The sequence below is a fragment of the Dokdonella sp. GW821-FHT11D02 genome, assembly GCF_058808595.1.
In genome coordinates this window covers 3,041,615-3,060,363 of the sequence record NZ_CM179520.1, presented here as the reverse complement: position 1 = coordinate 3,060,363, position 18,749 = coordinate 3,041,615, and the positions used below count along the sequence as shown (strand labels likewise).

The 18,749-nt window shown below is 66.8% G+C and carries 16 protein-coding genes; 3 read left to right on the top strand and 13 right to left on the bottom strand.

The window, feature by feature from the left end; genetic code table 11:
* The first annotated feature begins 109 nt into the window (after positions 1–109).
* On the top strand, positions 110–871 hold the full coding sequence (locus AC3QL3_RS12880; protein WP_492894188.1) for a glycosyltransferase family 2 protein: 762 nt from the start codon (positions 110–112) through the stop codon (positions 869–871).
* Entirely contained in the window at positions 868–2,553 is a 1,686-nt protein-coding gene (locus AC3QL3_RS12875; protein WP_492894186.1) for a hypothetical protein, read from the top strand. The genes AC3QL3_RS12880 and AC3QL3_RS12875 overlap by 4 nt, the downstream gene beginning before the upstream one ends.
* Here the strand turns inward: AC3QL3_RS12875 and AC3QL3_RS12870 are convergent.
* On the bottom strand, positions 2,514–3,230 hold the full coding sequence (locus AC3QL3_RS12870; RefSeq protein ID WP_492894184.1) for a response regulator: 717 nt from the start codon (positions 3,228–3,230) through the stop codon (positions 2,514–2,516). The genes AC3QL3_RS12875 and AC3QL3_RS12870 overlap by 40 nt on opposite strands.
* A complete protein-coding gene (locus tag AC3QL3_RS12865; RefSeq protein ID WP_492894182.1) occupies positions 3,227–5,977 on the bottom strand; it encodes a DUF4118 domain-containing protein in 2,751 nt (916 codons plus the stop codon). The genes AC3QL3_RS12870 and AC3QL3_RS12865 overlap by 4 nt, the downstream gene beginning before the upstream one ends.
* 232 nt (positions 5,978–6,209) lie before the next feature.
* On the opposite strand from AC3QL3_RS12865, the gene AC3QL3_RS12860 reads away from it, so the two are divergent.
* Positions 6,210–8,060 carry a glycoside hydrolase domain-containing protein gene (locus tag AC3QL3_RS12860; RefSeq protein WP_492894180.1) on the top strand — a complete coding sequence of 617 codons (1,851 nt, stop codon included), beginning with the start codon at positions 6,210–6,212 and terminating at the stop codon, positions 8,058–8,060.
* Positions 8,061–8,113: 53 nt separating this feature from the next.
* Here the strand turns inward: AC3QL3_RS12860 and kdpC are convergent, their stop codons facing one another.
* The 11 genes from kdpC to AC3QL3_RS12805 all read right to left on the bottom strand — a co-directional run bounded on the left by kdpC (position 8,114) and on the right by AC3QL3_RS12805 (position 18,721).
* Positions 8,114–8,686, bottom strand: coding sequence for a potassium-transporting ATPase subunit KdpC (gene kdpC / locus AC3QL3_RS12855; protein ID WP_492894178.1), 573 nt, complete (start codon positions 8,684–8,686; stop codon positions 8,114–8,116).
* Between the two features lie 47 nt (positions 8,687–8,733).
* On the bottom strand, positions 8,734–9,552 hold the full coding sequence (locus tag AC3QL3_RS12850; RefSeq protein WP_492894176.1) for a TorF family putative porin: 819 nt from the start codon (positions 9,550–9,552) through the stop codon (positions 8,734–8,736).
* A 39-nt stretch (positions 9,553–9,591) separates the two neighbouring features.
* Positions 9,592–9,780: a hypothetical protein gene (locus AC3QL3_RS12845; RefSeq protein ID WP_492894174.1), complete on the bottom strand. Its 189-nt coding sequence runs from the start codon at positions 9,778–9,780 to the stop codon at positions 9,592–9,594.
* A 10-nt stretch (positions 9,781–9,790) separates the two neighbouring features.
* Positions 9,791–11,857, bottom strand: a complete 2,067-nt coding sequence (gene kdpB / locus AC3QL3_RS12840) for a potassium-transporting ATPase subunit KdpB (protein WP_492894172.1) — start codon at positions 11,855–11,857, stop codon at positions 9,791–9,793.
* A gap of 138 nt (positions 11,858–11,995) precedes the next feature.
* Positions 11,996–13,801 (bottom strand): potassium-transporting ATPase subunit KdpA, encoded by a 1,806-nt coding sequence (gene kdpA / locus AC3QL3_RS12835; protein ID WP_492894170.1) that lies wholly within the window; start codon positions 13,799–13,801, stop codon positions 11,996–11,998.
* Positions 13,798–13,890: a potassium-transporting ATPase subunit F gene (locus tag AC3QL3_RS12830; protein ID WP_380021648.1), complete on the bottom strand. Its 93-nt coding sequence runs from the start codon at positions 13,888–13,890 to the stop codon at positions 13,798–13,800. Before AC3QL3_RS12830 ends, kdpA begins: the two co-directional genes overlap by 4 nt.
* Positions 13,891–14,228: 338 nt before the next feature.
* Positions 14,229–15,683: a C13 family peptidase gene (locus tag AC3QL3_RS12825; protein WP_492894168.1), complete on the bottom strand. Its 1,455-nt coding sequence runs from the start codon at positions 15,681–15,683 to the stop codon at positions 14,229–14,231.
* Between the two features lie 175 nt (positions 15,684–15,858).
* Complete coding sequence (locus AC3QL3_RS12820; protein ID WP_492894166.1) at positions 15,859–16,386, bottom strand: EF-hand domain-containing protein; 528 nt, start codon at positions 16,384–16,386, stop codon at positions 15,859–15,861.
* A 48-nt stretch (positions 16,387–16,434) separates the two neighbouring features.
* Complete coding sequence (locus AC3QL3_RS12815) at positions 16,435–16,827, bottom strand: YMGG-like glycine zipper-containing protein (protein WP_492894164.1); 393 nt, start codon at positions 16,825–16,827, stop codon at positions 16,435–16,437.
* A 103-nt stretch (positions 16,828–16,930) separates the two neighbouring features.
* Positions 16,931–17,614 (bottom strand): acireductone synthase, encoded by a 684-nt coding sequence (mtnC, locus tag AC3QL3_RS12810; RefSeq protein ID WP_492894163.1) that lies wholly within the window; start codon positions 17,612–17,614, stop codon positions 16,931–16,933.
* Between the two features lie 405 nt (positions 17,615–18,019).
* Complete coding sequence (locus tag AC3QL3_RS12805) at positions 18,020–18,721, bottom strand: ankyrin repeat domain-containing protein (protein WP_492894161.1); 702 nt, start codon at positions 18,719–18,721, stop codon at positions 18,020–18,022.
* Positions 18,722–18,749: the final 28 nt, after the last annotated feature.

Sequence of the window (18,749 nt, the reverse complement as noted above, 5' to 3'; positions counted from 1 at the left end):
CGCCGGCAGCTTCGCCCCGCATCGGAACCGCAGGTCCCGCACGCAGGGCGCCGTTCTCCCTCCGGACTCTGCTTGGCGCATGCTGCACGGAAAGAAAATCGTCGTCGTGATGCCCGCCTATCACGCCGAGAAGACGCTCGCGGCCTGCTATGCGGCGATTCCGCACGACGTCGTCGACGAAGTGCTTTTGGTCGACGACGCCAGCCACGACGCGACCATGGCCGTGGCCGAGCGGCTCGGCATTCGCGCGCACCGCCACAGCGTCAATCGCGGCTACGGCGGCAATCAGAAGACCTGCTATGCGCTGGCGCTGCAGGCGGATGCCGACATCGTCGTCATGCTGCATCCGGACTACCAGTACGAGCCGCGCCTGATCACGGCGATGGCGGCGATGGTCGCCTCGGACGTGTACGACGTCGTGATCGGCTCGCGTATTCTTGGGAACACCGCGATCGCCGGCGGCATGCCGCGCTACAAGTACTTCTTCAATCGCGCGCTGACTGCGATCCAGAATCTTCTGCTCGGTTCGAAGCTGTCCGAATTCCACACCGGCTACCGCGCGTTCTCGCGCCGCGTGCTCGAAACCTTGCCGCTGGAAGGCAATTCCGACGACTTCGTGTTCGACAACCAGATGCTGGTGCAGGCACTCGCGTTCGGCCACCGCGTCGGCGAGATCTCCTGTCCGACCAAGTATTTCGCCGATGCCAGCGAGATCAATTTCCATCGCTCGGTCGTGTACGGTCTGGGCGTGTTGCGCACCGGGCTGAGCTATCGGCTGTGGCGCTGGAAACTGGCGCAGCCGAGTTTGTTCGCCGACGCCCCCTCGTTGCGCCTGCGACCAGTCGAGGACGGCGCGAAGGCGGTCGAGTGAACCGGAGCGAGCGCGGCGCCGCTTGGCCTTGGCGGCTGTTGATCGTCGCGGCGATCCTCGCCGGCGTCTTTCTGCGCGTTTACCAGCTCGGCTCGCAAGCGCTGATCGACGACGAATGGCATGCCGTGCGCATGCTGATCCGCGCCGATGCGGTCGGCATCGCGACGCATTTCGGACTGGCCGACTACTGCATTCCGCTGACCTTGTACTACCGCTGGCTGTATGACCTCGGCGTGCTCAGCGAGTGGCAGATGCACCTGCCGCTGCTGCTTGCCGGCATCGCGCTGCTGCTGGTGGCTCCACTGTTGCGATCGCTGGCCGCGCTGCCCACGCGCGCGGTGTGGACGACCTTGCTCGCGCTGTCGCCGACCTTGGTGTATTTCACGCGCACGGCGCGCCCGTATGCGCTGCTCGCGCTGCTCGCACCGCTGGCGATCCTGGCTTTCCGCGCGTGGTGGTTCGGTCGCGAGCGGCGTGTGCGCTGGGCCGCCGTGTACGTCGTGGCGACGTTCGCGGCCGGCTGGCTGCACCTGTTGTCGCTGACCTTCACATTGTGGCCGTTCGTCTACTACGGATTGGGTGCGCTGCGCCGTCTGGCGCAGCCGCAGGCGCGGCGTCAATGCGCGGAGCTGATCGGACTCGGCTTGATCACCGCGCTGCCGTTGGCGATCGTGTTCGTACCGCCGTTCGTCAACGACTGGCATGCGATGGCCGACAAGACCGGCACGCATTCGATCACCTTGGAGAGTTTGTATCGAACCGGCTTGATTCAGTTCGGCGTGGCGGGCGCCTGGCTGTTCGTGCCGCTGTTCGCCTTGTTCTGCCTGGGCGCGTGGCGATTCGCGCGGCGCGACCGCGATTTCGTCGCTTTGATTTTCAGCATGACCCTCGCCGCCGTCGCCGCGATCGCCGCGGCGCGGCCGGCTTGGATCCAGCACGCGCCGGTGCTGGTGCGCTACGCGGTGCCGGTGCTGCCGTTCTTCTTGCTGTTCCTCGCCGAGGGCATCGTCGCGGTGGTCGAGCGCGTGCGCGTACAAGCACTGGCGGCCGCGCTCGCCGCTGCCGCGATCGGCGGCGTGGCGGCGCTGGGGCCGATGCCGGGCTGGTTTATGCCGCGGCCGAACCAGTTCATCGGCCACGCAATCTTCCAGTTCGACTACGACGAACGCGCCAATCCCTACGCGACCCTGCTCGAACTCGGCCCGGTGTCTCCGTTCTATCGTCAGCTCGCCGAGCGGCCGCCCGAGAGCGTGACCCTGATCGAAACGCCGGCCAGCTTCGTCTCCAACTACACGCCCGCTCCCTGGTACCAAGCAATCCACCGGCAGAAGCTGAAGTTCGCGCTGGCTTCGCCGGTGTGCGGCGAGGGTGCGTGGGACGAGTATTCCTACAAGGCGACCGGCCTGCGCTTCCGCCGCGTGCTGCCGCTCGGCGATCTGCTCGAAGGCGCCACTTACGGCGCGCAGTATCTGATCATGCGCCTGCACCCGTGGACCCTGCCGCCGGGGCTGGAGCTTCCGTGGCCGGACATGACCGCCTGCGTCGCCAAAGTGCAGGCGAAGCTCGGCGAACCGGTCTATCGCGACGAGCAAATCGTGGTGTTCGGGCTCGGCGCCGGGGCGCGCGAGGGCGCCCCGGCGCCTCAGCCGTCGGCGGCGGACGCCGCGTCGAGCAGCCGGTAGCCGACGCCGACTTCGGTCAGCAGCCAGGCCGGGCGTGCCGGGTCGGCTTCGATCTTCTTGCGCAGCGAACGCATGTAGATGCGCAGGTACTGCGGCGATTCGGTATGCGCCGCACCCCACACCTCGCGCAGCAGCTGGCGGTGCGTCAGCACTTTGCCGCGGTGGCGCGCCAGCGTCGCCAACAGCTGGTACTCGATCGGCGTCAGATGCACGTCGCTGCCTGCGCGCAGCACGCGGCGCGCGGCGAGGTCGAGCGTGATGTCGCCGATCTCGATGCGCGGGTCTTCGTTCGCGTTCTCGCGCCCGGCCAGATGGCGCTGCATCACACGCAAGCGCGCCAGTAGCTCGCCGATGCCGAACGGCTTGGTCAGGTAGTCGTCGGCGCCGAGGTCGAGCGCGGCGACCTTGTCGGTTTCGCGATCGCGTGCGGACAACACCAGGATCGGCTGCGCATACCACTCGCGCAGACGCGCGATCACCTCGAGTCCGGAAATGTCCGGCAAGCCGATATCGACGATCGCGATGTCGGGCTGGTGCAGCGCCGCCAGCTTGAGGCCTTCGTCGCCGCCGGCGGCGATGCGCAGCGCGTAGCCGTGCGCATCGAGCGCGGTGGCGAGAAAGCGCTGAATCTGCGGATCGTCCTCGATCAAGAGCAGGTTCGTGCGCGCCGCACTCATGCGCCGACTCCGCGCGGCCGCAGCGGCAGGCGCACGCGGAATTCGGCGCCGCCGCCGTCGGCATTGCGCGCTTCGATCGTGCCGGCGTGGGCGTCGACGATCGCCTTGCAGATCGCAAGGCCGAGGCCGAAGCCGCTCTGCGCGCGTTCGTGCGCGCCTTGGTGGAACTTGTCGAACACGCGCGCTTCCTCGCCGTCGCGAAAGCCGGCACCGTGGTCGCGCACGGTCAGCAGCAGATCGGCGCCGTCGGCGCGCGCCGCGACCTCGACCGCGGTGCCCGCCGGCGTGTGCCGCGCGGCGTTCTCGAGCAGGTTCGACAGCAGCTGTTCCAGCATCACCTCGTCACCGGACAACAGCGGCAGCTCGTCTTCGAGCTGCAGCGCGAGCGGATGCGTGGCGAGCACTTCACGCAAGCGCGCGAGCACGGCGCCGACCACCTCGTCGATCGCGACCCAATCGCGGCGCAGCTGCAGGGTGCCTTCGCTGAGCCGGGTCAGGTCGAGCAGGTTGCCGATCAGCCGGTTCATGCGCTCCGCTTCGTGCAGCACGCCGTCGAGCAGCACCTGCCGCTGCGGCGGCTCCAGCGTGCTGTCGCGCAGGGTCGAGGCGGCGCCGATGATCGTCGCCAGCGGCGTGCGGAAGTCGTGCGAGATCGCCGCCAGCAAAGTGTTGCGCAGACGTTCCGACTCGACCTGCACGCCGGCTTCCTGCGCCGCCTCGGCCAGTTGCACGCGCTCCATCGCGACCGCGGCCTGGTTGACCAGCGCTTCGATCAAGTGCATCTGCTCGGGGATGGTGACCTGGCGCGGATCGGTCGGGCGCAATCCGAGCACGCCGATGCAGTTGGTTTCGCGCACGTCCGCCAGCGCGCTCTTGGCGGCACTCTTGAGCGACAGCAGCGGCAGATAGATCGCGCCGGCGCTGGCCAAGGTGTCGGTGTTGAGGCCGGCCTTGCGCCGATGGTCGTAAGCCCATTGCGCGATGCCGAGGTCGTTGCCGGGCACCGGGTAGTGCGCGCGGCTGGCCGGCGCGCGCTCGGCGCCGCGGTCGCAGAAATGAGTCGGGTCGAGGATCTTGCCGTCGGCATCGGGCAGCAGCACGGCGGCTTCGCCGTCGACGCTGGCGAGCACGTGGCGCACGAGGAATTTGGCCAGCTCCTCGACGCTGCGCCGGCGCGCCAGCTCGCGACTGAGCGCGTACAACTCGGCGCTGCGCCGCTCGCGTTGGCGCGCGACTGAAGCCTGCCGCTTGCCGAGCGCGGTCAGATGACTGATCACCAGCGCCGTCGTCAGCATCACGCCGAAGGTGATCAGGTATTGCGTGTCGGATACCGCGAAGGAAAACTGCGGCGGCACGAACAGGAAATCGAACAGCGCCACGCTCAGCACCGAAGCGAGCACCGACGGTCCGCGTCCGAAGCGCGCCGCCACCAGCACGTTGCCGAGCAGGTAGACCATCACCACGTTGGTGCTTTCGAAGCGGCCGACCATCTGCGAGCCGACCGCAGTCGCCAGCGCGATCACCCCGAGCGCTTTCAGATAGGCCGGCCAGCGGCTGCTGCGCATCGGCACGCGCGGCGGCATCGCGCGTTCGTCGCCGGCCTCGCCGTTGATCACGTAGACGTCGATGGCGCCGCTGTTCTGGATCAGCTCGTCGACCAGGGAGGGTTGCCAGCGCGCGAGCCAGCCGCCGCGCAGCGGCTTGCCGACGATGATGCGGCTGACGTTGCGCTGGCGCGCGAAGTCGAGCAGGGTGGCCGGCACGCTTTCGCCGCTGAGGTTGGCGGTTTCGGCGCCGAGCTGCTCGGCCAGCTTGAGGGTCGCCAGGATGCGGTCGCGCGCCGTCTGCGGCAGCCGCACTAGTGCGGGCGTTTCGACGTAGACCGCCAGCCAAGGGGCGTGCATCGCGCTCGCCATGCGCCGTGCCGAGCGCACCAGCCGCGCCGACAGCGGATCGGGTCCGACGCAGACCAGGATGCGCTCGGTGGTGGCCCAGGTCGCCGAAATCGCGTGGCGGTCGCGGTACTCGCGCATCGCCGCGTCGACGCGATCGGCGGTGGCGCGCAGGGCGAGTTGGCGCAGCGCGATCAGATTGCCTTTGCGGAAAAATCCGCTCGCCGCCTGGCGCGCTTTCTCCGGCACGTACACCTTGCCTTCGGCCAGGCGTTCGAGCAGCTCGTCCGGCGGCAGGTCGACCAGCTCGACCTCGTCGGCTTCGGCGAACACTTTGTCCGGCACCGTTTCGCGCACCTGCACGCCGGTGATCTGCGCGACCACGTCGTTGAGGCTTTCCAGGTGCTGCACGTTGACGGTGGTGTAAACGTCGATGCCGGCTTCGAGCAGTTCCTGCACGTCCTGCCAGCGCTTGGGATGGCGCGCGCCGGGATGGTTGCTGTGCGCCAGTTCGTCGACCAAGAGCAGCTGCGGCGCACGCGCGAGCGCAGCGTCGAGATCGAATTCGGTCAGCGCGAGGCCGCGATGTTCGAGCGGCATCGGCGGCAGGATCTCCAGCCCTTCGAGCAGTGCTTCGGTTTCCGGCCGGCCGTGCAGCTCGACGTAGCCGACGACGACGTCGACACCGTCGGCGCGCTGGCGCTGCGCGGCTTCGAGCATCGCGTAGCTCTTGCCGATCCCGGCGGTGGCGCCGAAGAAGATCTTCAGCCGGCCGTGACCGGCGCGCGCGGCCTCGTCCTGCACGCGTGCGAGCAGGGCATCGGGGTCGGGGCGTGGCGCGGACGGAACGGGCATGGGGCATTGTCACACGGCGGCGCCGCGGCTTACGCGAACGCGCTCATCGTTCGCCGCTCGGCCGCCGTAATCGTTGGCGAATGTGACGGAAACGTGCACGCGCCCGGCTCGACGATCGTCGAAACCAGCGGCCGAGCTTTGACGAAGCGCACAAAGAGCGAACCTGTGGCGGGGATAGCATCGAACGGCGGAAGGGACCACTAGTCGTCGAACCAGCCGGAGGAGAGGGCATATGTTCGAATTGAACGGGAATAATCGCTGTCGTCCGCGTTTGCTTGTGTTCTTGTGCGGCATCGCCGCGGCGGCTGCCGCGCAAGCGACTGGCACGGCGACCGAGCCGCTGCAGGTGCAATCGATGCAGCTGCTGGACCAGAACATCGGCTGGGCGGCCGGACGCGAACACGTGTTGCGCAGCGTCGATCGCGGCGCGCATTGGAGCGAGATCACGCCGCCGTCGCACGACGGCCGCACGATCGCGAGCACCTACTTCCTCGATGCGTGGAACGGCTGGGTCGTGCAAGCGGGCGCGGACACGACGTTCAGCGTGGCGGTGACCAGCGACGGCGGCAGCAGCTGGCTCAGCCGCGACTTGGACGTCGCGCTCGAAGCGGGCGCGCGTCCGCTCGCGCTCGATTTCGTCGACCAAGAGCACGGTTGGCTGATGGCGCAACTGCCGTCGAGTTCGAACTTCAGCCGCGGCGTTCTGCTCGCGACCGACGACGGCGGCGCGAGTTGGAATGCGCTGCCGGAGCCGCCGGTGGCCGACGCGATTCGTTTCGTCAGCGCCGAGATCGGCTGGCTCGCCGGCGGGCCAGCTGCCGATCGTCTGTACGTCACCTTCGACGGCGGCCGTCACTGGAAGCGCCAGTTGCTGCCGGATGCGAAGGCGTTCGTCGGGGCAGCGGTGCAATACACCTTGCCGACTTTCCGCGACGGGCGCGAGGGAACGCTTGGTGTATTCGTGACCGAGCCGGATGCGATACGCGCCATCGTCTATCGCAGCGAAGACGGTGGCCGCAGTTGGACGCGCGCACGCGAACAACGGCTCGAACGCGGCATTGATGCCGACAACGGTCTTGTCAGTGCCGTGGTCGATGCGCAGACCTTGATCGTGGCGCCGAGCAGCCGCGATGCCTTGACCGTTGTTTCCGGCCGCAGCAGCACGCGCGATGCACGCTTCTTCGAGCGTCTGGCCGCGGGCGAGGCGGTCAACGCGCTCGATTTCCGCGATGCGCAGCAAGGCTGGCTGCTGGTCGCCAGCGGCCATTGCGCGGACGGCAAGTCGAACTGCAGTCAACAGAGCCGTCTGCTCGCCACCGACGACGGCGGCGTCACGCTCGCCGACATTACGCCGCGAGTCGCGGTATCCAATGAAGCGACGCCGCAACTGGTGGTCAATAGCACCGGCAAGGGCTTCGACAAATGCGCCGCCGGAACCACCAGCCAGATGCAGGCGTGGTGGACGAACACGCCGTGGAGCTACGCCAACATCTACATCGGCGGCAGCAATCGCGGCTGCGCACAAGCCAATCTCAACGCGGCCTGGATCAACGCGATCATCGCGCAAGGTTGGCAGCTGATTCCGACCTGGGTCGGCCCGCAGGCACCCGGCAGTTCCTGCACCAGCTGCGGCGTGATGAGCAGCAACACCACCACCGCGCGTGCGCAGGGCGTGGCCGAAGCGGACGCCGCCACCAATGCGGCCTCCGCGCTCGGGCTCAATCCGCCGACCGTCATCTACTACGACATGGAACGCTACAGCCCGACCAGCAATGCGGCGGCGCGCGCCTTCCTCGACGGCTGGACCGCGCAGATCCACGCACGCGGCAACCGCTCCGGTGTGTACGGCGCGCCGGCCAATGCGGCGGCCGATTGGGCGGCGATCGCCAATCCGCCCGACGCGGTCTGGATCGCTTCGTGGAACGGCAATACCAGTGTGTTCGGGATCAGCGGCCTGCCCGATTCGATGTGGAGCAATCATCAGCGCCTGCATCAGTACCAGGGCGGACACAACGAAACTTGGGGCGGCGTGACCTTCAACATCGACAGCAACAGCGCCGACGGACCGGTGGCCGATCGCTGAGGTGGCCTGCCGCGACCGGGACGGCGCTGGATCGTCCCGGCCGCGGCGTGCGTTCAATGCTTGCCGTCGAGCAGCAGGTTGAGTTGCAGCACGTTCACGCGCGGCTCGCCGAGCAGGCCGAACTGGCGGCCTTCGGTGGCTTGCGCGACGAGCTTCTCGACTTCGCTCGTACCGAGGCCGCGCACTCGGGCGACACGCGCTACTTGATATGCCGCGGCGGCGGGTGAAATCTGCGGATCGAGTCCGCTGCCCGACGCGCTGATCAGATCGACCGGCACCGGTGCGCTATTTCCGGGATCGGCCGCGCGCAAGGTTTCTATGCGTTGCTGCGCGGCCGCGGTCAGAGCCGGATTGGTCGGGCCGAGGTTCGAGCCGGTCGAAGCGGCCGAGTTGTTCGCAAACGGTGAGGTCGCCGAGGGGCGGCCCCAGAAATACTTCGGATCGGTGAACGACTGACCGATCAAGTCCGAGCCGATCGGTTTGCCGTCGACTTCGATCAGGCTGCCGTTCGCCGCACGCGGGAACAGCACCTGGGCCAGGCCGGTCGCGACCAGCGGATAGGCGATGCCGGTGACGACTGTCAGCAGGAGCAGCAGGACACTGGCTTGGCGGATGATCTTCAACATGAGTCTTCTCCCGATGCGTCTTTCCGGCGAAACCGGAACGACCGTGGTCAGAACGTTCCTTGCAACTGCACGAAGCCGCCGGTGCCGCCGACGTCGCGCGTGTCGTTCGCGTTCTGGAAGCTCGCGGTGCGGCGATAAAAGCGCGAGTTGGTCGCATGCGTGGCGACGCCGACCAGCGCCCAGTGCTCGCTGAGCTGATACTTCGCGCCGAGGCCGAAATCGGCATAGCTCGGATCGCGTCCGCCGGTGACGGTCGGTACCAGTAGCTCGGTGCTGTAGTCGGTATAGCCGGCGTGCAGGGTCAGCGTCCATTTCGCGTCGAGCGGATAGGCGCCGTCGAGTTGCCAATACGTGGTGCCCTTGGAATCGTCGCGGTAGCCCTGCTCGCGATCGACGGCGAAGTAGTCGGTCAGCGAGCGGTTCCACTTCAGCGTCCATTGCTTCCACGTCAGCGCGAAGTTCGCTTCGACCGTATTGAACGAGCGCGACGGCAGCCCGGCTTCGTCGAGGTTGGCGCCCGGATAGAGATAGCTGTAGAGGCCCGCGCGCCACGACCAGTCTTCATTGATCGCTCGCCCGTAGCTCGCGTACAGGTCCAGCTCCATCGAGCCGCCGGGATAGCTCTTGTCGCTGACGCTGGAGCCCCAGATGCCGGCGGCGAAGCCGTTCTTCATGGTCAGATCGGCGCCGCCTTGGATCGCGGGCCGGCCCCAGGTCTGGGTCAGTCCGCGAAAGAGATAGTCGGACGTCAACGCGACGTTGCCGCTGACCGTGTACGCGGCGGTCTCGTCAGCCTGCGCGCTGCTGCCTTCGACAAGCGCTGCGAAGGCGAGGGTGCAGCAAAGGATGTTCTTGTTCACACGCATTTCCTTGTTCGAATCGGGATGGGCGCTGCGGCGCCCGCATCAGATGCCGGCGTAGCCGCCGAGCACGTAGTCGTCTTGTTCGTCCTGCGCGGGTGTCGCGATCAGGCTCAGCGTGACCTTGGCGCTGTCGCTCGGATCGAGATAGCAGGTGTCGTTGGCGGCGCTGCCGGTATCGGGTTCGATCGCGGCAGCAGACGGGTAGACGGTTCGCAGCAAGTGAGTACGCATCGGGAGTTCCTCAGGCAAGACCACAGGCGACCAGCAGCATGTCGATCGCCTTGATGCCGATGAACGGAATCACCAGGCCGATCAAGCCGAACACGAGCAGGTTGCGCCGCAAGAGCTGGGCCGCGCTCATCGCGCGGTAGTGCACGCCCTTCAGGGCGAGCGGAATCAGAACGATGATGATCAGCGCGTTGAAGATCACCGCCGAAAGGATCGCGCTCTGCGGCGTGGCCAGATGCATGATGTTGAGCGCGTTGAGCGAGGGATAGGTGCTCGCGAACGCAGCCGGAATGATGGCGAAGTACTTGGCCACGTCGTTGGCGATCGAGAAGGTCGTCAACGAGCCGCGCGTGATCAGCATCTGCTTGCCGATCTCGACGATCTCGATCAGCTTGGTCGGGTTCGAGTCGAGGTCGACCATGTTGCCGGCCTCTTTCGCCGCTTGCGTGCCGCTGTTCATCGCGACCGCGACGTCGGCCTGCGCCAGCGCCGGCGCATCGTTGGTGCCGTCGCCGCACATCGCGACCAGGCGGCCTTCGGCCTGGATGTCGCGGATCAGCTTGAGCTTGGCTTCCGGCGTCGCCTCGGCGAGGTAGTCGTCGACGCCGGCCTCGGCGGCGATCGACGCGGCCGTCAGCGGATTGTCGCCGGTGATCATGATGGTGCGGATGCCCATCGCGCGCAGCTCGGCGAAGCGCTCGCGGATGCCGCCTTTGACGATGTCGCGCAGCTCGATCACGCCGAGCGCGCGCGCGCCTTCGCTCACCACCAGCGGCGTGCCGCCCTTGCGCGCGATGTCCTCGGCTGCTTTTGTCACCGGCGGCGGCAGCTGACCGCCCTGCGCTTCGAGGTATTTCTTCACCGCGTCGAGCGCGCCCTTGCGAATCCGCTGTTCGCCGATGTCGACGCCGCTCATGCGCGTCTGCGCAGTGAACGGCACGAACTGGATGCCGGCGCCGGCGACCTGGCGCTCGCGCAGGGACCACAGTTCCTTCGCCAGCACCACGATGCTGCGGCCTTCCGGCGTTTCGTCGGCGAGCGAGGCGAGCTGAGCCGCGTCGGCGAGCGCGCGTTCGTCGACGCCGGGCGCGGCGTGGAACGCGACGGCCTGGCGGTTGCCGAGAGTGATCGTGCCGGTCTTGTCGAGCAGGAGCACGTCGACGTCGCCGGCGGCCTCGACCGCGCGGCCGGACATCGCGATCACGTTGGCTTGGATCATGCGATCCATGCCGGCGATGCCGATCGCCGAGAGCAAGCCGCCGATCGTGGTCGGGATCAGGCACACCAGCAGCGCGACCAGCACGGTGATCGTGACCGGCTCGCCTTGGCCCGCGCTCTGCACCGCGTACAACGAATACGGCAGCAGGGTCGAGCAGGCGAGCAGGAAGATCAGGGTGAACTTGGCCAGGAGGATCGTCAGCGCGATTTCGTTCGGCGTCTTGCGCCGGCTGGCGCCTTCGACCATCGCGATCATGCGATCGAGAAAGCTTTCGCCAGGATTGTTCGCGATACGCACGACGATCCAGTCCGACAAGACGCGGGTGCCGCCGGTGACCGAGCTGCGGTCGCCGCCCGATTCGCGGATCACCGGCGCGGATTCGCCCGTCACCGCGCTCTCGTCGACCGAGGCGGCGCCGTTGACGACTTCGCCGTCGCCGGGCACGAAATCGCCGGCTTCGACCAGCACGTGGTCGCCCACGCGCAAGTCGGCGGCGGAGCAAACCGCCACCGCGGCATCGTGCTTGGGCGCGGTCAGCTTCTTCGCCACCACTTCGCGGCGCGCACCGCGCAGGCTTTGCGCTTGCGCCTTGCCGCGGCCTTCGGCGATCGCTTCGGCGAAGTTGGCGAACAGGAGCGTGAACCACAGCCACAAGGTCACACCGAGGATGAAGCCGGACGGCGCCTCGCCGTGGCCGCTCAACGCCTGCAGCCACAGGCCGGTGGTGAGCGCGCTGCAGACGAACACGACGAACATCACCGGATTGCGGAACTGCCGCCGCGGCGACAGCTTGCGGAACGCATCGGCGATGGCCGGAACGAGAAGGCTCTTGTCGAGGGCGCTGGTTCGGAGGGTGCTCATGAGGTTTCCAGATGTGCGTCGTTTGCTTTCCCTTCTCCGCGTGGGAGAAGGAGGGGCGGATGAGGGAGAGGCGTCGTCGTCGAGATCGTCGAGATGCCCCGCTCAGCGCGCCGTGCGCGCCGACTGAGAGAGAAGGGCCTATCGCGCGATGACCGAGAGCTGTTCCGCGATCGGTCCGAGCGCGAGCGCCGGCAGGAAGGTCAGCGCGCCGATCACGATCACCGTGCTCGCCAGCAGCACGACGAACAGCGGCGTGTGCGTGGGCAGGGTGCCGGCCGAGATCGGAATCTGCTTCTTCGCGGCGAGAGAGCCGGCGATCGCGAGCATGCCGATGGCGAGCGGGAAGCGCGCCATGAACATGCAGATGCCGAGCAGCACGTTGTAGAAGGGCGTGTTCGCCGAGAGGCCGCCGAACGCGCTGCCGTTGTTGTTCGACGCCGACGACAGCGCATAGAGAACTTCGCTGAAGCCGTGGATGCCCGGATTCGCCATGCCGGCAAGGCCTTGCGGCGCGAGCACGGCGATCGCGGTGCCGACGACGACCAGCGCGCACGGAATCAGCACGACCAGGCTCGCCATCTTCATCTCGTAAGCCTCGATCTTCTTGCCGAGGTATTCCGGCGTGCGCCCGACCATCAGCCCGGCGAGAAAGACCGCGACTACGGCGAACGCGATCAGCCCGTACAGACCGGAGCCGACACCGCCGAAGATCACCTCGCCCAGCTGCATCAGCCACATCGGCACCAGGCCGCCGAGCGGCGTCAGCGAATCGTGCATCGCGTTGACGGCGCCGCATGAGGCCGCCGTCGTGATCGTCACGAACAGGCTGGTGGCGGCGATGCCGAAGCGCGTTTCCTTGCCTTCCATGTTGCCGCCGGCCTGCAGCGCGCTGACGTGCTGATCGATCGGCAGGCTGGTGAAGGCGGGATTGCCGGCTTGTTCGGCGTAGGTGCATGCGATCGCCAGCGGGATGAAGATCACCAGCATCGTCGCCAGCAGCGCCCAGCCCTGGCGGCGGTCGCCGACCATCGCGCCGAAGGTGTAGCAGAGCGCGCCGGGGATCAGGAAGATCGCCAGCATCTCGATGAAGTTCGAGAACGGGGTCGGATTCTCGTACGGATGCGCCGAGTTCGCGTTGAAGAAGCCGCCGCCGTTGGTGCCGAGATGCTTGATCGCGATCTGCGAGGCGGCCGGGCCGAACGGCAGGCTCTGCGCGGTGACCGGCGTTTCCTTCGTCAGGTCTTTTCCGGCGGCGTCCTTGAGCGCGTTGCCGTCGGCGTCCTTGACCGTCTCGACCTGCGTGGTCGGCTGCAGCAGCGGCACGTCTTGGTAGGTCTTGAAGTTCTGCACCACGCCCTGCGAAGAGAGCAGCAGCGCGACGATCAGCGACAGCGGCAGCAGCACGTACAGCGTGCTGCGGGTCAGGTCGACCCAGAAGTTGCCGATGCCTTGCGCCGACTTGCGCGCGAAACCGCGGATCAGCGCGATCAGCACGGCGATGCCGGTCGCGGCCGAGAGGAAGTTCTGCACGGCGAGACCGAGCATCTGGGTCAGATAGCTCATGGTCGACTCGCCGCCGTAGCCCTGCCAGTTCGTGTTCGAGGCGAAGCTGATCGCGGTGTTCATCGCCGAGTCGGGCGTGACCGCGCCGAAACCCTGCGGATTGAGCGGCAGCCATTGCTGCACGCGCTGCAACAGATAAACCACGAGCAGGCCGAGCACGTTGAAGGCGAGCATGGCGACGGCGTAGCGCTTCCAGTTCATGTCCTCGTCGGCGCGCACGCCGGCGAGGCGATAGAGCAGGCGCTCGATCGGCGCACCGAAGCGGCGCACGCGCGTCGGCGCATCGGCGAACACGGCGGCCATGTAGGCGCCGAGCGGCTTCACCGTCAGCAGCAGGACGACGAGATACAGGCCCAATTGCAGCCAGGCGTTCGTGCTCATTCGAACCACTCCGGTTTGAGCAGGGCGAGCGTCAGATAGACGGCCAAGAGCAGCGCGATCAGCGCGGCGAGAGCATGCAGGGCGCTCATCGGCGATCCTCCAGCCGGGCGCACAACCACAAGTAACCGCCGGTCAGGCCGACGAGCAGTGCGAGCAGGAGCAGATAGACGAAATCCATGGGGCGACATCTCGTTTTTGCGAGGCGTCACGATAGGGCGGCGCGCATATGCGCCGCGTAGGGATTCACGTCAGCGGCATAAAGATCCTATAAAGATCGTCCGGCAGGGGGACGATCAGACGCCTCACGCGGCTAGAGGTCATGCGTGCGGACGTAGGCCTTTCTTGAACATGGTTGATGCAGGCTCTACCGGCGGTCGCGGTAAAGCGTCTAGCGATCGTGCGGGAATGCCGATCGTTGCGGACTGATTTAGTCGTCGGTGCGGTCGGCGTTCGGGCCAGCGCCGTCGTCATCGCCGCTGGCGGCCGGTACGAACGGCACCGCAGCGCCCGGCGTGAACGCATGCTGCCAAGCGGCGAGCTTGGCTTCGATGCTCGGCGTGCTCGCGATCTGCGGCTCGGACGCTTCGAGCTTCTCGTCCGCCTCCCATTGCGCGATCGACGTCTTCGCCAGATCGAAGGCTTCGCGGAATGAGTTCGTGCGGTTCAACGCTTCGACCAGGAACGCCTTGGCGAAGTAGGTGATGTCCGAATCGGCGCCGCAGCCGAACGAGGTGCGATCCGCGCGCGCCGCGGTCACGATCAGGCTCGAATCGTCGCGCAGCGCGTCGACGAAGCCGCCCGAATAGCAAGCGTTGACGACCACCACTTTCCAACGCAGAGCCGGCACCGTCTTCAGCGCGTCGGCGAGATCGTCCGGCGCGATCTGATTCAGCGGCAGCGGATCGAGATCGACCAGGAGTTCATGCTCGGCCGATCCGTGCGAAGTCAGATAGAGCAGCAGGATGTCCTCGGCCGGATCCATTTTCTTGGCGATCGCATCGAGGCTGCGTTGCAGGTTGGTCCAGCTCGCCAGCGGGCGCTGCGCCAGCGTCGCCACGTTGTTTTCCAGCACCAGCACGCGGCCGGCCGCGTCGAAGCGTTGCGTGAACAGGCGTTCGACGTACTCGGCTTCGTTGCGGAACACGTTCTCCTGCGCGTCGCCGGCGAATGCGACGACGTAAAGGTCGATCCGGCCGGGTGTCTGCGGCTTGATCTTCGCCAGCGCCGCGTCGAGCAGGGCCGGCTGCTCGTACATCAGCTTTTCGGCGTCGAACGTCGGCTCATCGGCGGTTGCGGGTTCGCTGTCGGCATCGGCCTCGACACTGGCCAATTGCGTCGGCATCAGCACGAAGGCGCCCAGCGACCACCACAACGCCGCGGTGGAAATCAGCCAAGCCAGCAACGCCGCGCCGAAGCTGCGCGCCAATCGGCGCGGCGCCAGCCAATGCGCGAATCGCCACAGCGCGAGCAGCCACCACAGCAAGATCACCAGCACGAGCAGGCCGGCCAACCACAGGCGATCGGAGCCGTCCGCCGCGGACAGCAAGAAATCGAGCGGCCAGTACAGGAGCGCGACGGCGAACACGTTCGCGGCGAGCAGGATGGCAGCCGCGCCCCAGATCACCGTGCGGCCTGCGCTGCGCACCAGCCACCAGGCCGCGATCAGCAGGAGCAGCGCATCCGATAGCGCGATCGTGACGCCGCTGGGGTCGAAATCGGACGCCGCCCACGGCGCCTGCGCGGTGATACCGGCAGCGAGCAGCACGTGCAGTACGACCAGCGCGAAGAACACGCCGGGGCCGGCCGTGATCGCGCGGCCGCGCGGCGCGCGCAGCACGAGCAGGCGCAGGCCGTCGAACAGGGTCGTGGCGAGTGCGTTCAAGCGGATCGGAAAAACTTGAGAGTGGATCGGGGCATGGCACGCGCGCAGATCGTCGCCTGCGTCAGCACAGCGCGCAGCTTAGCAAGATCGCGGCAATGGCGAACGTCGACCCAATCGCGACATGCGAACGCGCGCCGGGCGGCGCGCGTTCGGGGTGGGGCGGCGAAACGAGAAACTACTTCTTGTCGGGCAGATCGGACTTGGACGGCTCGGGCGAGGCGGTGTTTTCTTCGCCGTCGCCTTCGACCGAGGCGCGCATCTGCTGCTCGCGGATCGCGGCACGGATTTCCGACTTGGTCAGGAATCCGTCCTTGTTGGCGTCGATGTCGGCGAAGTGCTCGGCCAGATTCGGATTGCCCTTGCGCGTTTCGGCGCGGCTCAGCTTGCCGTCGTGGTTGGTGTCGGTTTCGTCGAAATCGCGATCGAACGCGGCCCTCTGGCGATCGAGAAATCTTTCCAGCCCGACGCGGAATTCGGCGGCGTCGATGTTGCCGTCCTTGTTGGTGTCGAAGCGCTCGAACGCTTTCTTGATGTAGGCGTCGCGCCGCGTCTTCTGTTCCGCCGCGTCTTCCTCGTCCGCCGCCGTCGCGGTCGAGGCAGGCTGTGCAGGCGCTGCGGTGGGCGGCGGCGCCGCGTGCGCGGCGCCGATGAACAACAAGGATGCGGCGGAGAACACGAGCACACTGCGAGTGGACGCGATCATGGAAACCTCCAGGCGTTTACAGGCGGATGCTGCGGATGCGCGTTGCGATCAACGGCGGCGATGGTCCCAATCGCGGCGGCGATCGCGACGGTCGTAGCGATTGTCGTAGTAGCGATTGCGGTCGTAACGACGATCCCAGTCGCGGTCGCGGCGATGGTGACGGTCCTTGGTCACGACGTTGCCGATCAGGCCGCCGGCGGCCGCGCCGCCGATCGTGCCCCAGGCGTCGCCGTTGGAGAGTAGAGCGCCCGCGGCCGCGCCCACGCCGACGCCGATCAGCGTGTTGCGCGTCTTCTTGTTGGCGGCGAAGGCGGCGTCGGCAAACGTGAAGGCCACCAGCAGGGCGAGGATCACCGCGGCATAGCGGCCACGGCGATTGGTGGTGAGCGGCTCGCTCGGCGGCGAGGCGAAGGGGGAGCGCGCAAGGGTAGAGACGTTCATCGCAATTCCTCCTGGTTGACGGACGTGCCATCCCGCCTTGACGCGAGGCACGCACGAGCCAGCATAACGGAGCTGTGTGAACGGAACCGTAAAAGCCCGCGAATCAACTTATTGTGATCGCGTCGAAGTCGGCGACGCAGGGATGAGCGGAGTTCAGCGGGCATTGCGTGGGCGCGCGCGCGAGCAAGGTCGTGTGCAGTCCGGCAGCGCGTGCGGCATCGAGTTCTTGCACGATGTCGGAGAGAAACAGGATATCCGCCGGTGCGACGCCGATTTCGCTCGCGATGCGCCGATACGAGTCGACTTCGCGCTTGCCGCCGATTTCGGTGTCGAAATAGCCGTCGAACAGCGGCGCCAGGTCACCCGCTTCGGTATGGCCGAACAAGAGCTTCTGTGCCGGCACCGAGCCGGACGAATAGACGTACAAGCGCTTGCCAGCCCCTTTCCACGCATGCAGTCGCGCCGGCACTTCGGCGTAGATGTGCGAGCGGTACTCGCCGCCGACGTAGCCGTCCTTCCAGATCATGCCTTGCAGCGCTTTCAGCGCGGTCGACTTGCGGTCGACGTCGATCCATTCGATCAGAAGATCGATGATCTCCTGCCGACTGGCCGAGATCAGGCCGGCTTCCTTCGCCGCTTCGTGCAGCCAGTGCTGCACCTCGGCCTCGTCGGCGTGCGTCTCGACGAAGGCCGGCAGGCGCTCGCGTGCGTAGGGAAACAGCACGTCTTTGACGAAGCTGATCGAGCTGGTGGTGCCTTCGATGTCGGTGAGAATGATCGATGTCATGAGTGCTTCAAAGTCCGAGAAATCCAGTTAGCTTACGGTGAGCGATATGAACTGAGGTGTCTGCACTCCGGCCGTTCTCGGATGCAGGTCCAATACTCGTCTCTCGCATCTTCGTCGATTTCCACCAATCCTCCGTAGAGCCGATCCTCACCGTTTCGCTTCGGGCCGGAAACCCAATATCTCTCGCCCGTTTCTGCGTCTACGCAGTTGTACTTGTATCCCGGACATTTCGACAGGAGCTTGGGACCATAGCGGAAGGACCGCCGTGATTTCGAGTATTCGATCCAGCCGATGCGGCTCGGTCCGTCCAAGCCCTTACGCTTGTTTTCGATGTACATGAGTCGCCGCACGATGACATTTCCTGCGAACTTGTTGGGGCGAGTCGACAGCTTTCGCCTTTCGACGTCAATCGTGCGGCCGACCCAGAGCCGGTGGATCGATCGAACTCCAGCCGCTGCCGTGGTCGTAGGTCGAATCGTGCGCGGGATGGATCGAGAAGCCGTCGAACGCGAGCAAGCGCAGGATCGCAGCGGGACGCAGATGCCAGCTCGCCCAACTCAGTGGCGAATCGCCGTGCATGTCGCGCGCGTCGCGGCGGGCGCCGGCGTCGAGCAGGCGCTGGATGCTGCGCTCGCTGCCGAACGCTGCGGCGCGATGCAGCGGCGTCTCCGCGCGCGTGCGCACGTCGCGCATGAAGGCGCCGGTTTCGGCGCCGGGCATGGTCACGCGATGAGGATCGGCGCCGTGTGCGAGCAGGATTGCGACGACGTGGTCGTAGGCCGGGCGGTTGGCCTTGCACAGTGCGGCGTGCAACGGCGTTTCGCCGCTCTCGGGCAAGGCGTGATCGACGTCGGCGCCGCGCTCGAGCAGGAACTGGCACAGCTGCCAGTGGCCGTGGAAGGCGGCGCCGTTGAGGTCGAAATTGTCGCCGAGCGCGCTCAGCGATTCGCCGCGATCGAGCAGATGGCGGATCGCGCTGACGTCGCCGTGATAGGCGCACCAGACGATCAGCGGCCGCCCGCGCGAATCGGTCGAGGTCGCGGCATGACCCTGCGCGAGGTAGTCGAAAACGAGATCGGTACGGCCGTCGACGATACGTTGCAGCATCGCTCACTCCCCGTTGCGTTCGAGCGTA

Coding starts and splice junctions, on each gene's coding strand:
- AC3QL3_RS12880 (WP_492894188.1), top strand. CDS start 110: ATGCCCGCCTATCACGCCGAGAAGACGCTCGCGGCCTGCTATGCGGCG.
- AC3QL3_RS12870 (WP_492894184.1), bottom strand. CDS start 3,230: ATGAGTGCGGCGCGCACGAACCTGCTCTTGATCGAGGACGATCCGCAG.
- AC3QL3_RS12865 (WP_492894182.1), bottom strand. CDS start 5,977: ATGCCCGTTCCGTCCGCGCCACGCCCCGACCCCGATGCCCTGCTCGCA.
- AC3QL3_RS12860 (WP_492894180.1), top strand. CDS start 6,210: ATGTTCGAATTGAACGGGAATAATCGCTGTCGTCCGCGTTTGCTTGTG.
- kdpC (WP_492894178.1), bottom strand. CDS start 8,686: ATGTTGAAGATCATCCGCCAAGCCAGTGTCCTGCTGCTCCTGCTGACA.
- AC3QL3_RS12850 (WP_492894176.1), bottom strand. CDS start 9,552: ATGCGTGTGAACAAGAACATCCTTTGCTGCACCCTCGCCTTCGCAGCG.
- AC3QL3_RS12845 (WP_492894174.1), bottom strand. CDS start 9,780: ATGCGTACTCACTTGCTGCGAACCGTCTACCCGTCTGCTGCCGCGATC.
- kdpB (WP_492894172.1), bottom strand. CDS start 11,857: ATGAGCACCCTCCGAACCAGCGCCCTCGACAAGAGCCTTCTCGTTCCG.
- kdpA (WP_492894170.1), bottom strand. CDS start 13,801: ATGAGCACGAACGCCTGGCTGCAATTGGGCCTGTATCTCGTCGTCCTG.
- AC3QL3_RS12830 (WP_380021648.1), bottom strand. CDS start 13,890: ATGAGCGCCCTGCATGCTCTCGCCGCGCTGATCGCGCTGCTCTTGGCC.
- AC3QL3_RS12820 (WP_492894166.1), bottom strand. CDS start 16,386: ATGATCGCGTCCACTCGCAGTGTGCTCGTGTTCTCCGCCGCATCCTTG.
- AC3QL3_RS12815 (WP_492894164.1), bottom strand. CDS start 16,827: ATGAACGTCTCTACCCTTGCGCGCTCCCCCTTCGCCTCGCCGCCGAGC.
- mtnC (WP_492894163.1), bottom strand. CDS start 17,614: ATGACATCGATCATTCTCACCGACATCGAAGGCACCACCAGCTCGATC.
- AC3QL3_RS12805 (WP_492894161.1), bottom strand. CDS start 18,721: ATGCTGCAACGTATCGTCGACGGCCGTACCGATCTCGTTTTCGACTAC.